This is a genomic window from Bartonella sp. B17 (genome assembly GCF_053795755.1).
In genome coordinates, this window is the sequence record NZ_CP200032.1 from 1,720,936 (window position 1) to 1,739,676 (window position 18,741).

Sequence of the window (18,741 nt, forward strand, 5' to 3'; positions counted from 1 at the left end):
AAAGAAATTTATTTTTAATTGTTTTCTATAGCTTCATTAATGAAAATATATAATTACATAACTTATACTTTAGATACACATTTCATCTTGTGGTTGAGTTTATATTAATATCAATAAAAGAGCAATATAAAATTATATCTTTTCGCTTCCGTAAAAAATAAATATTTTTTTGATGTAATTGGAACTTTTATTACTCCTATTCATTATAACTACGTGAACAGTTTGTAATAAAAAAACTTGCCCTTACTTTAATAAAAGTAAAGGCAAGCGGAGGATTTAAAAGAATGTTTTATATTAGTTTAGTGTAAAGGTAACTCCTAAACCTACACCCCAATGGCCACCCGCACTGGTTACGGATAAGTTAGAACGAATATTTCCGTCTTCGGATGTATAACCAGCACCAAGAGCAAACGCAGATTGACTACGCCACATACCACTACCAAGTGAAATACTTAATTTTCCTGGTGTATCATCGTAACGTAAGCTGGATACTGCTAAGCCGATGGCAGCTGCCTGTCTTGCTTCTTTCCGAACACTTTCAACGCCATAACTTAGTGCCTCAAATTTCATATCTGTATATTGCTTAGCCTCATTAAAAGTATCATTCACCAGAATATTAATTTGATCATCCGTATATTTTTTTGTTTCATTAAGAACGATATCCATCTGTTCTTTTGTGTAAGTATACAACTGACCACCATTGATAGCTTCTTTTGAACCTTCCTGAATTTTACCATCAGCTACATTGTCAATCAAAACTGGATCACTTTCATTTCCACCAACTAAAGTAATAGTATTAGTCTTATTACCGTCTTGAGTATCATAAGAAACAACATTATTCGTGATTGTACTTTCAATATCTTTTATATGCATATCGATATTATCTACTCTCTGTTCAACTTGCGTTACCTTTTGGTTTGTTTCCCAAAGCTGCCCTCCATTCACGACATCTTTTGAATCTTTTTCAACTTTACCATCAGCTACATTGGTAATCTTACTCTGTTCTCCCTTATGACTAGCATCGTATGCGCCTACGCTTTCGTTCCAACCTAAATCATCAACGGACGCTAAGTCATTTTTTATACCATTAATACGGTCATTCATATTTGACATACTTCCACTGACAGCATCAAAAGCATCAGATACAGTATTATAACTCTGATTTTCACCAAAATGGCCATCATTGTTGAATTGCACTACATTAAATTCTGGAGCTATCCATTGTCCATCCTTATATCCAGCGCCACCTCCTAAATACGCAGCCAATACATTGCTCATCGAATAAAGCTGGTTACCTGTTATAGCATCTGTCGACCCTTCTGAAATATCTCCATCCATAAGAAACTTAAGCTTGCTCTTTCTTTTTTCATCTCCTTTTCCATGAAGAGCGACAAACGCTTCATCCGCATCACTCCACAACAAAGCATTTTGCCCAATGTTGTCAAAAATCTCATTGCGAAGTTTTGTGAAAGAACTATTCACTCCTGCAAATGCAGCCGTAACATTTGTATAGCTTTCTTCTTCAAGAGTACCATCATCATTAAATTTGATAACTTTAAAGCTTGGCGCTGTCCATTCTCCATTCTCATAACTAGCACCGCCACCGAAAGATTGAGCAACCGCATCACCTACTGCATAAAGCTGTGAACCATTTACTGCTTCTTTAGAAGATTGAGAAATACCTCCATCTGCTACACCTGTAATTGTTCTAGATACACCGCTCTTATTTGTAAGATCGAGTACAGTACCATTTGTTTCTTTACCAATAGTGATAGAGTCGTCCTCTCCTTCTTGCTTAACAAGGAGATTATCTCTGAGATCATCTGTCACTTCATCAATCTTATCATCAAGACCGCTAAAAGCGTTATTAACTCCCTCAAAAGCCTCTGCAACAGTAGTATAGCTCTTACTCTCACCAATAGAACCATCGGTAAATTGTAAAACTTCAAATTTTGGTGCTGTCCAAGTGCCATTCTCATAACTAGCACCACCACCGAAAGATTGAGCAACCGCATCACCCGCTGCATAAAGCTGTGAACCATTTACTGCTTCTTTAGAAGATTGAGAAATACCTCCATCTGCTACACCTGTAATTGTTCTAGATACACCGCTCTTATTTGTAAGATCGAGTACAGTACCATTTGTTTCTTTACCAATAGTGATAGAGTCGTCCTCTCCTTCTTGCTTAACAAGGAGATTATCTCTGAGATCATCTGTCACTTCATCAATCTTATCATCAAGACCGCTGAAAGCGTTATTAACTCCCTCAAAAGCCTCTGCAACAGTAGTATAGACCTGATCTTCACCAATAGAGCCATTAGCGAATTCAGCAACCTTAAACTGTGGTGCTGTCCAAGTGCCATTCTCATAACTAGCACCACCACCGAAAGATTTAGCAACCGCATCACCTACTGCATAAAGCTGTGAACCATTTACTGCTTCTTTAGAAGATTGAGTAATATCTCCATCTGCTACACCTGTAATTGTTCTAGATACACCGCTCTCATTTGCAATATTGATTACAGTACCATTTGTTTCTTTACCAATAGTGATAGAGTTGTCCTCTCCTTCTTGCTTAACAAGGAGATTATTTCTGAGATCATCTGTCACCTCATCAATCTTACCATCAAGACCACTGAAAGCGTTATTAACTCCCTCAAAAGCGCTAGCGACAGTAGCATAGCTCTTACTCTCACCAATAGAACCATCGGTAAATTGCAAAACTTCAAATTTTGGTGCTGTCCAAGTGCCATTCTCATAACTAGCACCACCACCGAAAGATTGAGCAACCGCATCACCTACTGCATAAAGCTGTGAACCATTTACTGCTTCTTTAGAAGATTGAGTAATATCTCCATCTGCTACACCTGTAATTGTTCTAGATACACCGCTCTTATTTGTAAGATCGAGTACAGTACCATTTGTTTCTTTACCAATAGTGATAGAGTCGTCCTCTCCTTCTTGCTTAACAAGGAGATTATTTCTGAGATCATCTGTCACCTCATCAATCTTACCATCAAGACCACTGAAAGCGTTATTAACCCCCTCAAAAGCCTCTGCAACAGTAGCATAGCTCTTACTCTCACCAATAGAACCATCGGTAAATTGTAAAACTTCAAATTTTGGTGCTGTCCAAGTGCCATTCTCATAACTAGCACCACCACCGAAAGATTGAGCAACCGCATCACCCACTGCATAAAGCTGTGAACCATTTACTGCTTCTTTAGAAGATTGAGAAATACCTCCATCTGCTACACCTGTAATTGTTCTAGATACACCGCTCTTATTTGTAAGATCGAGTACAGTACCATTTGTTTCTTTACCAATAGTGATAGAGTCGTCCTCTCCTTCTTGCTTAACAAGGAGATTATCTCTGAGATCATCTGTCACTTCATCAATCTTATCATCAAGACCGCTGAAAGCGTTATTAACTCCCTCAAAAGCCTCTGCAACAGTAGTATAGCTCTTACTCTCACCAATAGAACCATCGGTAAATTGTAAAACTTCAAATTTTGGTGCTGTCCAAGTGCCATTCTCATAACTAGCACCACCACCGAAAGATTGAGCAACCGCATCACCCACTGCATAAAGCTGTGAACCATTTACTGCTTCTTTAGAAGATTGAGAAATACCTCCATCTGCTACACCTGTAATTGTTCTAGATACACCGCTCTTATTTGTAAGATCGAGTACAGTACCATTTGTTTCTTTACCAATAGTGATAGAGTCGTCCTCTCCTTCTTGCTTAACAAGGAGATTATCTCTGAGATCATCTGTCACTTCATCAATCTTATCATCAAGACCGCTGAAAGCGTTATTAACTCCCTCAAAAGCCTCTGCAACAGTAGTATAGACCTGATCTTCACCAATAGAGCCATTAGCGAATTCAGCAACCTTAAACTGTGGTGCTGTCCAAGTGCCATTCTCATAACTAGCACCACCACCGAAAGATTTAGCAACCGCATCACCTACTGCATAAAGCTGTGAACCATTTACTGCTTCTTTAGAAGATTGAGTAATATCTCCATCTGCTACACCTGTAATTGTTCTAGATACACCGCTCTCATTTGCAATATTGATTACAGTACCATTTGTTTCTTTACCAATAGTGATAGAGTTGTCCTCTCCTTCTTGCTTAACAAGGAGATTATTTCTGAGATCATCTGTCACCTCATCAATCTTACCATCAAGACCACTGAAAGCGTTATTAACTCCCTCAAAAGCACTAGCAACAGTAGTATAGTTCTGTTTTTCACCAATAGAGCCATTAGCAAAACTCATAACCTGGAATTTTGGTGCTGTCCATTCCCCATTTTCATATTCAGCACCACCGCCAAAAGAGTGAGCAATTGCTTCACCAACTGAATGAAGCTGTGAACCATTTACTGCATCTTTGGAAAACTCAGAGATTGTACCATTGGCAACACCAGTAATTGTTCGAGCGCCATTATCCTTATTGGTAAAATTAACTACAGTACCCTCTGCTTCTTTACCAATAGTAATAATATGACTGTCGGCATCTTGTTTAATAAGAAGACTATCTTTGAGATCAGTTTTTACCTTGTCAATCTTACCATCAAGACCACTGAAAGCGCTATTAACTCCTTCAAAAGCTTCAGAAACAGTATAATAAACAGTCTTATTACCACTTACTCCATTAACCGTAGATTGTACAACCTCAAATTTGGGCACTGCCCAAGTACCATTACTATATTTAGCACCACCACCAAAAGAGTGAGCAATCGCTTCACCAATCGATTGAAGCTGTGAACCATTTATTGCATCTTTGGAAGAATTAGAGATATCTCCATTAGCAACACCAGTAATTGTGCGAGCAACACTATCTTTATTTGCAATATTGAGCACAGTACCATTTGTTTCTTTACCGATAGTGATAGAACCACTTCCTCCTGTTTGCTTAACAAGAAGTCCGTCTTTCACACTGTCAATCTTACCATCAAGACCTCTAAAAACGCTGTTTACTCCCTTAAAAGCATCAGAAACAGTATTATGATTCTCATAACCACCAACAGAAGTACCAGTGAACTCTACAATCTCAAATTGTGGAGCTGTCCATTTTTCATCCTCGTATTTAGCATCACCACCAAAAGAGTGAGCAATCGCTTCACCAACCGATTGAAGCTGTGAACCATTTATTGCTTCTTTGGAAGACTTAGAGATTTCACCATTGGCAACACCAGTAACTGTTCGAGGCGCATTATTCTTATTGGTAAAATTAACTACAGTACCCTTTGCTTCTTTACCAATAGTAATAGAATGATCGCTTACTTCTTGTTTAATAAGAAGGCTATCTTTGAGATCAGTTTTTACCTTGTCAATCTTACCATCAAGACCACTGAAAGCGCTATTAACTCCTTCAAAAGCTTCAGAAACAGTATAATAAACAGTCTTATTACCACTTACTCCATTAACCGTAGATTGTACAACCTCAAATTTTGGCACTGCCCAAGTACCATTACTATATTTAGCACCACCACCAAAAGAGTGAGCAATCGCTTCACCAATCGATTGAAGCTGTGAACCATTTATTGCATCTTTGGAAGAATTAGAGATATCTCCATTAGCAACACCAGTAATTGTGCGAGCAACACTATCTTTATTTGCAATATTGAGCACAGTACCATTTGTTTCTTTACCGATAGTGATAGAACCACTTCCTCCTGTTTGCTTAACAAGAAGCCCTTCTTTTACACTATCAATCTTGCCATCAAGACCTCTAAAAACGCTGTTTACTCCCTTAAAAGCATCAGAAACAGTATTATGATTCTCATAACCACCAACAGAAGTACCAGTGAACTCTACAATCTCAAATTGTGGAGCTGTCCATTTTTCATCCTCGTATTTAGCATCACCACCAAAAGAGTGAGCAATCGCTTCACCAACCGATTGAAGCTGTGAACCATTTATTGCTTCTTTGGAAGACTTAGAGATTTCACCATTGGCAACACCAGTAACTGTTCGAGGCGCATTATTCTTATTGGTAAAATTAACTACAGTACCCTTTGCTTCTTTACCAATAGTAATAGAATGATCGCTTACTTCTTGTTTAATAAGAAGGCTATCTTTGAATTTATCTTTTATATCTTCAATCTTATTATTAACATTGCTAAAAGCGCTACTCACTCCCTCAAAAGCGTTATTAACTCCCTCAAAAGCACTAGCAACAGTAGTATAGTTCTGTTTTTCACCAATAGAGCCATTAGCAAAACTCATAACCTGGAATTTTGGTGCTGTCCATTCCCCATTTTCATATTCAGCACCACCGCCAAAAGAGTGAGCAATCGCTTCACCAATCGATTGAAGCTGTGAACCATTTATTGCATCTTTGGAAGAATTAGAGATATCTCCATTAGCAACACCAGTAATTGTGCGAGCAACACTATCTTTATTTGCAATATTGAGCACAGTACCATTTGTTTCTTTACCGATAGTGATAGAACCACTTCCTCCTGTTTGCTTAACAAGAAGCCCTTCTTTTACACTATCAATCTTGCCATCAAGACCTCTAAAAACGCTGTTTACTCCCTTAAAAGCATCAGAAACAGTATTATGATTCTCATAACCACCAACAGAAGTACCAGTGAACTCTACAATCTCAAATTGTGGAGCTGTCCATTTTTCATCCTCGTATTTAGCATCACCACCAAAAGAGTGAGCAATCGCTTCACCAACCGATTGAAGCTGTGAACCATTTATTGCTTCTTTGGAAGACTTAGAGATTTCACCATTGGCAACACCAGTAACTGTTCGAGGCGCATTATTCTTATTGGTAAAATTAACTACAGTACCCTTTGCTTCTTTACCAATAGTAATAGAATGATCGCTTACTTCTTGTTTAATAAGAAGGCTATCTTTGAATTTATCTTTTATATCTTCAATCTTATTATTAACATTGCTAAAAGCGCTACTCACTCCCTCAAAAGCGTTATTAACTCCCTCAAAAGCACTAGCAACAGTAGTATAGTTCTGTTTTTCACCAATAGAGCCATTAGCAAAACTCATAACCTGGAATTTTGGTGCTGTCCATTCCCCATTTTCATATTCAGCACCACCGCCAAAAGAGTGAGCAATTGCTTCACCAACTGAATGAAGCTGTGAACCATTTACTGCATCTTTGGAAAACTCAGAGATTGTACCATTGGCAACACCAGTAATTGTTCGAGCGCCATTATCCTTATTGGTAAAATTAACTACAGTACCCTCTGCTTCTTTACCAATAGTAATAATATGACTGTCGGCATCTTGTTTAATAAGAAGACTATCTTTGAGATCAGTTTTTACCTTGTCAATCTTACCATCAAGACCACTGAAAGCGCTATTAACTCCTTCAAAAGCTTCAGAAACAGTATAATAAACAGTCTTATTACCACTTACTCCATTAACCGTAGATTGTACAACCTCAAATTTGGGCACTGCCCAAGTACCATTACTATATTTAGCACCACCACCAAAAGAGTGAGCAATCGCTTCACCAATCGATTGAAGCTGTGAACCATTTATTGCATCTTTGGAAGAATTAGAGATATCTCCATTAGCAACACCAGTAATTGTGCGAGCAACACTATCTTTATTTGCAATATTGAGCACAGTACCATTTGTTTCTTTACCGATAGTGATAGAACCACTTCCTCCTGTTTGCTTAACAAGAAGTCCGTCTTTCACACTGTCAATCTTACCATCAAGACCGCTGAACGCATTATTAACCCCCTCAAAAGCACTAGCAACAGTAGTATAGTCCTTTTTCGCACCAATAGAGCCATTAGCAAAATTCACAACCTCAAATTTTGGTGCTGTCCATTCCCCATTTTCATATTCAGCACCACCGCCAAAAGAGTGAGCAATTGCTTCACCAACTGAATGAAGCTGTGAACCGTTTATTGCGTCTTTGGAAGATTGAGCAATTTTCCCATTTGCTACACCAGTAACTGTTCGAGGCGCACTATCCTTATTGGTAAAATTAATTGAAGTACCTTCTACATCTTTACCAATAGTAATAGAATGATCGCTTACTTCTTGTTTAATAAGAAGACTATCTTTGAATTTATCTTTTATATCTTCAATCTTACCATCAATACCGCTGAAAGCGTTATTAACTCCCTCAAAAGCACTAGCAACAGTAGTATAGTTCTGTTTTTCACCAATAGAGCCATTAGCAAAACTCATAACCTGGAATTTTGGTGCTGTCCATTCCCCATTTTCATATTCAGCACCACCGCCAAAAGAGTGAGCAATTGCTTCACCAACTGAATGAAGCTGTGAACCATTTACTGCATCTTTGGAAAACTCAGAGATTGTACCATTGGCAACACCAGTAATTGTTCGAGCGCCATTATCCTTATTGGTAAAATTAACTACAGTACCCTCTGCTTCTTTACCAATAGTAATAATATGACTGTCGGCATCTTGTTTAATAAGAAGACTATCTTTGAGATCAGTTTTTACCTTGTCAATCTTACCATCAAGACCACTGAAAGCGCTATTAACTCCTTCAAAAGCTTCAGAAACAGTATAATAAACAGTCTTATTACCACTTACTCCATTAACTGTAGATTGTACAACCTCAAATTTTGGCACTGCCCAAGTACCATTACTATATTTAGCACCACCACCAAAAGATTTAGCAATCGCGTCACCAATCGATTGAAGCTGTGAACCGTTTATTGCATCTTTGGAAGAATTAGAGATATCTCCATTAGCAACACCAGTAATTGTGCGAGCAACACTATCTTTATTTGCAATATTGAGCACAGTACCATTTGTTGCTTTACCGATAGTGATAGAACCACTTCCTCCTGTTTGCTTAACAAGAAGTCCGTCTTTCACACTGTCAATCTTACCATCAAGACCGCTGAACGCATTATTAACCCCCTCAAAAGCACTAGCAACAGTAGTATAGTCCTTTTTCGCACCAATAGAGCTCTCAGTAAATTGCACAACCTCAAATTTTGGTGCTGTCCATTCCCCATTTTCATATTTAGCATCACCACCAAAAGATTTAGCAATTGCTTTACCAACTGAATGAAGCTGCGAACCGTTTATTGCGTCTTTGGAAGATTGAGCAATTTTCCCATTTGCTACGCCAGTAACTGTTCGAGGCGCACTATCCTTATTGGTAAAATTAATTGAAGTACCTTCTACATCTTTACCAATAGTAATAGAATGATCGCTTACTTCTTGTTTAATAAGAAGGCTATCTTTGAATTTATCTTTTATATCTTCAATCTTATTATTAACATCGCTGAAAGCGCTACTCACTCCCTCAAAAGCGCTATTAACTCCCTCAAAAGCACTAGCAACAGTAGTATAGTCACTTTTTGCACCAATAGAGCCATTAGCAAAACTCATAACCTGGAATTTTGGTGCTGCCCAAGTGCCATTTTCATATTTAGCACCACCACCAAAAGATTTAGCAATTGCTTCACCAACTGAATGAAGCTGTGAACCGTTTATTGCATCTTTGGAAGACTCAGAGATTGTACCATTGGCAACACCAGTAATTGTTCGAGCATCGCTATCTTTATTTGCAATGCTGATTATAGTACCCTCTGCTTCTTTACCAATAGTGATAGTATGACTGTCGGCATCTTGCTTAACAAGAAGACCATCTTTGAGACTATTTTCTATCCTGTCAATCTTACTATTAACACCACTGAAAGCGCTATTAACTCCCTCAAAAGCACTAGCAACAGTATCATAGCTCTTATTCGTACCAATAGAGCTTTCAGTAAATTGCACAACCTCAAATTTTGGTGCTGTCCATTCCCCATTTTCATATTTAGCATCGCCACCAAAAGAGTGAGCAATCGCGTCACCAATCGATTGAAGCTGTGAACCATTTATTGCATCTTTGGAAGACACAGAGATTGTACCATTTGCTACACCAGTAACTGTTCGAGGCGCACTATCCTTATTGGTAAAATTAATTGAAGTACCTTCTACATCCTTACCAATAGTAATAGAATGATCGCTTACTTCTTGTTTAATAAGAAGGCTATCTTTGAATTTATCTTTTATATCTTCAATCTTATTATTAACATCGCTGAAAGCGCTACTCACTCCCTCAAAAGCGCTATTAACTCCCTCAAAAGCACTAGCAACAGTAGTATAGTCACTTTTTGCACCAATAGAGCCATTAGCAAAACTCATAACTTGGAATTTTGGTGCTGCCCAAGTGCCATTTTCATATTTAGCACCACCACCAAAAGAATTAGCAATTGCTTCACCAACTGAATGAAGCTGTGAACCATTTATTGCATCAGATGATTCTGCAGAAATTTTTCCACTTGCAACACCAGTAATTGTTCGAGCATCGCTATCTTTATTTGCAATGCTGATTACAGTACCCTCTGCTTCTTTACCAATAGTGATAATATGACTCTCGGCATCTTGTTTAATAAGAAGACCATCTTTGAGACTATTTTCTACCCTGTCAATCTTACTATTAACACCATTGAAAGCGCTATTAACTCCTTCAAAAGCGCTAGCAACAGTATCATAGCTCTTATTCGCACCAATAGAGCTCTCAGTAAATTGCACAACCTCAAATTTTGGTGCTGTCCAAGTGCCATTTTCATATTTAGCATCACCTCCAAAAGATTTAGCAATTGCTTTACCAACTGAATGAAGCTGTGAACCGTTTATTGCATCTTTGGAAGATTCAGAGATTGTACCATTGGCTACACCAGTAATTGTGCGAGCGCCATTATCCTTATTGGTAAAATTAACTACAGTACCCTCTGCTTCTTTACCAATAGTGATAATATGACTCTCGGCATCTTGTTTAATAAGAAGACTATCTTTGAGACTATTTTCTACCCTGTCAATCTTACTATTAACACCACTGAAAGCGTTATTAACTCCCTCAAAAGCACTAGCAACAGTAGTATAGTTCTGTTTTTCACCAATAGAGCCATTAGCAAAACTCATAACCTGAAATTTTGGTGCTGTCCAAGTACCATCTTTATATTGAGCACCGCCACCAAAAGATTGAGCAATTGCTTCACCAACTGAATGAAGCTGTGAACCGTTTATTGCATCTTTGGAAGATTCAGAGATTGTACCATTGGCTACACCAGTAATTGTGCGAGCGCCATTATCCTTATTGGTAAAATTAACTACAGTACCCTCTGCTTCTTTACCAATAGTGATAATATGACTCTCGGCATCTTGTTTAATAAGAAGACTATCTTTGAGACTATTTTCTACCCTGTTAATCTTATTATTAACACCACTGAATGCATTATTAACTCCCTCAAAAGCACTAGCAACAGTAGTATAGTTTAGTTTTTTACTAATAGAGCCATTAGCAAAATGCACAACCTCAAATTTTGGTGCCGTCCATTCCCCATTTTCATATTTAGCACCACCACCAAAAGATTGAGCAATTGCTTCACCTACCGTATAAAGCTGTGAACCATTTATCGCCTCTTGTGAATCAGGATCTACTTTTCCATCCGCTAAGTTACGCAGAATCAAACCGCCAGCACTAAATTTATCCGGCCTAAGAATAAGACTACCACCAACAGACAAACCCTTCCCATCCATTATTACGCTGCCAACGTCTAGAGTATCTGCCTCAAGGTTTTTCCCTAAAGTAAACTGCACCTCACCGGGAGCCGCCTCTGTAATAACTACACCATTTTTAGATGAAAAATTTAATGTACCCGTTTGTGCAATCCTCCCTGTTTTCTCCCCATTAACAGAGTATTGCCACCCAAATTCTGCGAATTTTTTAAGAGCTTTGAGCTGCGCAACATTTACCGCATCAGTGTCAACAACCCCTGCCGCTACCCCCTTAACCTGCCGCGTTATTCCATCAATAGGATTACCAACACCAAGACCACCACGAGTAGCTACCCATACAGCATCAGTACCCCCTCCTGCTCCAACGGCAGCTCCTGGATTATAACCACTATTGCCCAGCTGAACATTAGATACAGACTCTGCCCCCAAAGCAATACCACCTGCAACGGTTACCGTCGCATTTTCACCAATAGCGACTCCACCAACTCCCGAAGTCAGAGTATTTAGACCTATAGCAATAGAGCCTTCAGTATAAGCAACAGCCTGCGAACCCATAGCAATCCCGTAGTCACTTTTTGCATTTGATCTAACTCCTAAAGCAATACTTTCTTTACCTGATGCTGTTGAAATCCCACCAAAAGAAAGCGAAGCTTCCCCTGCAGCCTCTGACCCAACACCAAAAGCAACACTTGCTCTTCCAGCTGCAAGCGCAGAAACACCAAAGGCCTGCGCTCCCCCAGCCGTTGTGGTTGCACTTGAACCAAATGCTGTTGAATAGTTCCCCGTTGCAGAAGCTCCACAACCCGTCACAAAAGAATAAACACCATAAGCTTCAGGCAAAACATTTTTATTACCACCTGTCGACGCAGACCCCAAATAACCACTGGTTCCAGTTGTCCCCCCATCAGATTGCCAACGCTCCTGTTCAGTGGTCGTACCATAAGGATTGAACTTTCCAAATTTCCTATCTTCTATAAATCTATTAAACTGCTCCTCTGCAGTTATTTTTTTACCAGCAGTAAAATTATTGCCTCCACGACCAACAACATTATCTGCACCACAATGATCATTATCACCAGTAAAAACAATACTACCCTGACTACCTTTCCTATAAGCCACAGGTGGCGCATTATCGCTCATAACTGTCGCTCCTGTTATCGCAAGATTTGCTGCAAAAATAGGAGATACGCTTGATGATAACATGGCTATCGTTACCCCTAACGAAGCCATTTTAATTAAATTTTGTGATGAATATAGGTTTTTCATAAAATCTCCTAATAAAAAACATTTTTTCATAAAAAAGACACATTTTATTGTTAGATCTTCCGATATACTTTTGATATGCCTGCTTGAGTTTGAATTGTGTTGGTTTTGCGTAATGTTTTTTGTTCGTAATGAGTCTTTGTTGATTGAGTAAAATTTCTTAAAAAAGATGTATTTCTATTTTAGAAAAGGCTTAGTGAGCTTTTCTTGATAAAAATAGGTCATTTTTGTAGTAAGTTTGTGTGTTTTTGTCTTTGCTCTGTGTTTTTTTCTGTATTAAAAAATTATTTTTCCCGAAATGAGTCTTAGTTTGTTTATCTTTGATACGTATAGAATATTAAATAAAATAGCAACATAAAAGGTAGTTATGTCTTTTTTGTCAAGAAGAAAACTATTTTAATGGTTAAAATGCTTTTTTAACGGAATGTATTCTTGTAGGGGAGATTTCTTGTGGTGTTACTGTGAATTGCAGAGTATGGGTAATTTTTATTGTTTTTCAGCGGATTTTTATTAATTAATCGTTATTAGAGCTATGGGAGCTTTTCTATGGAGAGTGTTAATGACTCTCTGGTGTATAGGCGGATTTTTTTGTAAAATATGGTTTGAACAATAACTGTTTGAATTTATTTATGTAATTATGTTAAATTATACTAACAGAAATTTACCTTCATCAAAATTACAAAAAGATTTGTTTGCAAAAAGTACAACAGCAATTACTTTTATGTCCGGTATTTTTTTAAATGTATATACACTTCATCATTAAACACATTGCTGTGTGCTGCTGTAAAAAGCTTTAAGTTATTATGCTTTTGTGTAATGCGTTTTATTTATAACGAGTCTTTAAATTTAGGTAGCTTTTCTCTGCAATCAGAGAGTTATCTTGTAAAATACTTAATAACAACAGAATAAAAGGCATCCTTAAATATATTACTGTTTAATTTACGCGATATGTTTTTACATCATAAATAAAATACCACCCTTATCTTAACTCAAGATAAGGGTGGCTAAATTTGTTGCTAATGATTTTATTTATATCAGTTAAGTGTAATATTTAATCCGGCACCTACACCCCAATGCCCACCAGAGCTGGTTATAGACACATTGGATCGAATACCTCCATTCTCAGACGTATAACCAGCACCAAGAGCAAATGCAGACTGACTGCGCCATACACCAGTACCAAACCCAACACTTAATTTTCCAGGTGCATCATTGTAACGTAAATTAGATACAGCCAATCCAATAGCTGCGGCTTGCCTTGCCTCTTTTTGCGCATTTTCTATACCATAACTTAAAACATCAAACCTCATATCTGTGTATTGCTTAGACTTTTTAACGGCATCGTCTATAGCATCCATAGTAAGATTTTCTATGCGTTCGTCTGTATATTTATTGGCTGCATCAAGAGCAGTCACTATTTCCTGCTTAGTATAATCATACAACTGACCACCATTTACTGCTTCTTTTGAGCCTTTTTCAATTTCACCATTAGCTACATTATCAATCACAACTGGATCACTCTCATTAACACCAACTAAGGTAACCTTATTGATTTTATTCCCGCTGTCATCTTCGTCATAACGGACAACACCATTTGTCATCGTATCTTCAAGGTTGTCTATCTTATTTGAAATACCGTCAACCTTATTTTCAACATTCTTAATGTGCTCATTCGTTTCCCAAAGCTGTCCACCATTTACTACATCAGTAGAATTTTGTGCAATATTACCTTTGGCTACATTGACAATTTTACTAGGCTGACCATCACGGCTAGCATCATAAGCTCCTTCATTTTCAATCCAAGGAAAACCACTTGAACCAGAGCCTCCTATTCCCTCATTGATACGATTATTTATATTTAACATACTTTCATTAATAGCATTGAAAGCATCTGCAACATTTTCATATTTAGCATTACCAAAAGAACCATCCGCATCGAAGTGAGAAATTATGAAATTAGGAGCTATCCATTTCCCATTATACTCAGCACCACCACCTAAATAAGTAGCAATCTGATTACTCATAAAATAAAGCTGTGAACCATTTACTGCGTCTGTTGATGCTTTTGTAAGAATTCCATTTGCAACACCAGTAATTTTGCGAGACGCACTGTCAGCATTTACAATACTGATTGTAGTACCGCCTATATCCTTACCAATGGTGATAGTACCAGCGTCTGCATCATATGCAACAATATCATTGCCTTCACCAGTACTTGGCAACTTGGCAATTTTTCCATAAATATCTGTTATAGAATTATCAACCGCTTCAAAGGCTCCTCCAATATTATTATGCGCAACATTCTGAATAGTATAAGTGGGGGCACCACCAGCGAGCACATCTACACCACCACCAAGATATTGCGATACTTTTTTATCGTACTGATAAAGCTGTGCACCATTAATCGCATCCGTTGAATTTTCAGCAACTTGTCCATTCGCAACACCAGTAATTTTGCGGGATTCCTGTGTGTCATTTACTATACTAATTGTAGTACCGGCTACACCATTACCAATAGTAATCAAATTAGTATTTGCATTATATGCAACAATGTTATTGCCAGCTGCGAGACCATCAATTCTTCCAGTAATATTTGTTAGAGATTCATCAACTGCTTCAAAGGCTTCTCCAACATTAAGATACGCAGTATTCTGAATACCATAACTAGGTGCAGTACCAGCTAGAACATCTGCATTACCACCAAGATATTGCGATACTTTTTTATCGTACTGATAAAGCTGTGCACCATTAATCGCATCCGTTGAATTTTCAGAAACTTGTCCATTCGCAACACCAGTAATTTTGCGAGACGCCTGTGTGTTATTTGCTAGACTGATTGTAGCACCGCCTATATTCGCACCAATAGTAAGCAAACCACTCCCTATATCGAATCCCATCATACTATTGCCGTCTACGATATCAGCAACCTTTTCAGTAAGATTTGTTAGAGATTCATCAACCGCTTCAAAGGCTCCTCCAACATTATTATGCGCTGTTCTCTGAATAACATAAGTAGGTGCAGTATTGTCAAAAATATTTGCACCACCACCAAGATAGCTCGTTGTATTGTTACTGGATTGAAAAAGCTGTGCACCATTAACTGCATCTGTTGAGCTGTTACTAACTATCCCATCCGCAACACCAACAATTTTGCGCATCGCCTGTGCTTTCCCTGAAAGCCTGATTGTTGCGGTACCGCCTATATCCTTACCAATGGTAATAGTACTAGTGTCTGCATCATATGCAACAATATCATTGCCTCCACCAGTGCTTGGCAACTTGGCAATTTTTCCATAAATATCTGTTATAGAATTATCAACCGCTTCAAAGGCTCCTCCAACATTATTATGCGCAACACTCTGAATAGTATAAGTGGGGGCAGCATTGTTGAGAATATTTGCACCACCACCAAGATAGCTCGTTATATTGTTACTAGACTGATAAAGCTGTGCACCATTAACCGCATCCGTTGAATTTTCAGCAACTTGTCCATTCGCAACACCAGTAATTTTGCGGGATTCCTGTGTGTTATTTACTATACTAATTGTAGTACCGGCTACACCATTACCAATAGTAATCAAATTAGTATCTGCATTGTGTGCAATAATGTTATTGCCAGCTGCGAGACCATCAATTCTTCCAGTAATATTTGTTAGAGATTCATCAACCGCTTCAAAGGCTCCTCCAACATTATTATGCACAACACTCTGAATAGTATAAGTGGGGGCACCACCAGCTAGAACATCTGCACCACCACCAAGATAGCTCTTTATATTGTTACTAGACTGATAAAGCTGTGCACCATTAACCGCATCTGTTGAATTTTCAGTAATTTCCCCCTTCGCAACACCAGTAAGTTTGCGAGCATCGCCGTCACTACTTTCAATATTAATCTTGACTACATTAATATCTACATTCTTACCAATAGTGAGAAGAGAATTCTGTTCATCGTATGCTACAAAACTGTTGTCTTCTATATTATCAACCCTTCCAATAATATCTGTTATAGAATTATCAACAGCTTCAAAAGCTCCTCCAACATTATTATGCGCAACATTCTGAATAGTATAAGTGGGTGCACCACCAGCGAGCACATCTGCATTACCACCAAGATATTGCGATACTTTTTTATCGTACTTATAAAGCTGTGCACCATTAATCGCATCTGTTGAGTTTGAAGTAACACCCCCATCAGCAACACCAGAAATAATGCGTTCATTATCATTAACATCTAAAATAAGTACTGTATCACCCTGTACCGCTGAACCAATGCCAATCACTCCAAGCGATTCACTGTACTTAATTAGACTATTATCTGCTACTTCTTTTTTTAAATTTTGCAACTGTTGAACATTAACTGCATCACCTTCTTCTGTCCCTGCCAATATATTTGTGATTTTTTTCTGTGCAGCATTAATACCCGCTTGGAGCACACTTGGACCACCAGTGACTTGTAAACCATTAGCATTAAAAGTGTTCGTCCCTGCCTGTACACTATTAATACTAATGTTATCGGCTAATGAAAATGCTAGATTTTTCTGATTCGGATTATTTACGGCATTGATATTTGAATCTGTTGTTAACACTAAAGTATCACCAGGTTGAAGCTTTGTCCTCGCACCACCATTATTGTTAATTATAAAATCCCAACCTTTTGCTGTATATGCTCTTAGATCTTTTAATTGCGCAACATTTACTGCATCGGTATCGCCAAACCCTGCTGCTAGGCCTGTAAGTTGCCGTGTCTCCTTAACTGCAGCATTACTAATACTCAGGATTCCCTCAGTGCTTTGCCATTTTGAAGCAATTTTTTTGCCGTTCCCGCTATATGCGCTATCAATTGAAGATTGATAACCAACAACCCCACCTGCAATTACAGAGGCAGATCCCGGCCCCAAAGCAATACCACCGTTAACACTTACCTGTGCACCTGCACCGATAGCAATTCCACTCATATTTGATACAGATGCTGCGCGACCAATTGCAATACTATCAATAGCATTTCCCCGTGCACCTGAACCAAAAGCAATTCCATGCTCTCCTGTTGCAGATGCATTATAACCAACTGCAACACTAGCATAACCACTTGCATTTGTAGATGCTCCAACAGCAACCCCATTCTCCCCTGCTGCTGCTGCTCCATTACCCGTAACAAGCGCATTGCTCCCTGCTCTAAAATTATCATCTGAAGTAATATTTATAGCACGGGGATTAGGTGCATTAACCAACTTCTCTGTTAAAGACAGAAAAACTTGGGGTTTAAAAAAATAAAGACAATCATCTTCTTGAAGATTATTAACAGCACCATCAGCAACCTTATATGCATCAAATAAATCAATATCACTTTTAAAAACAACACTGCCATTATTGTCTATGATATAATCTATCAAAATACCGCTCGTGCTTTGAATATCTTGTCCTTTTATCGCAGAACTTTCAGAAAAAACAGGAGATGCACTCGATAAGAGCACAGCCATTGTAGTTCCTAAAGAAACTACTTTAACAAAATTTGCTGCCGAATATATTTTTTTCATACGAACTCCCTCCAAAAAAATCCAACATATCGTAACGCAACCACCCCGCGCACAAAATCCTTGATTTGCGCGTACAAAGACTCGCTAATAATGCTTTCCCCCTCTTACTGATACCTACATTCATAGTTATCACGGTATCATCGTAAAATCTCTTAAGGTATCATCATAAAATTGTTAACAAAGCACTCACTCTGAGATACTACTCACTTCTCACCCCAAAACATAGTATTTATTCTATAGCACAACGAATCTTAATTGAATAATAACTTTATCACTCAAATACAGTACATAATTAAAATAACAAGAGTATAAGGAGTATTTTTTACAAGATTATAAAAATGCTCTGGAATAAGCATTATAGTTATGATCATAACAGTATAAGAGAAGGGAGATAATCTCC

At 38.1% G+C, this 18,741-nt stretch carries 2 protein-coding genes and 1 pseudogene; all 3 read right to left on the reverse strand.

Going from position 1 to position 18,741, the window contains the following annotated elements:
• Positions 1–294 precede the first annotated feature (294 nt).
• Complete coding sequence (locus tag V4B18_RS07780) at positions 295–1,830, reverse strand: Vomp family autotransporter (protein ID WP_455476567.1); 1,536 nt, start codon at positions 1,828–1,830, stop codon at positions 295–297.
• A 153-nt stretch (positions 1,831–1,983) separates the two neighbouring features.
• Positions 1,984–12,840 (reverse strand): annotated as a pseudogene (locus V4B18_RS07785) (hypothetical protein); the annotation flags it as partial.
• A gap of 1,001 nt (positions 12,841–13,841) precedes the next feature.
• Positions 13,842–18,341, reverse strand: coding sequence for a Vomp family autotransporter (locus V4B18_RS07790; RefSeq protein WP_455475851.1), 4,500 nt, complete (start codon positions 18,339–18,341; stop codon positions 13,842–13,844).
• Positions 18,342–18,741: the final 400 nt, after the last annotated feature.

Coding starts and splice junctions, on each gene's coding strand:
- V4B18_RS07790 (WP_455475851.1), bottom strand. CDS start 18,341: ATGAAAAAAATATATTCGGCAGCAAATTTTGTTAAAGTAGTTTCTTTA.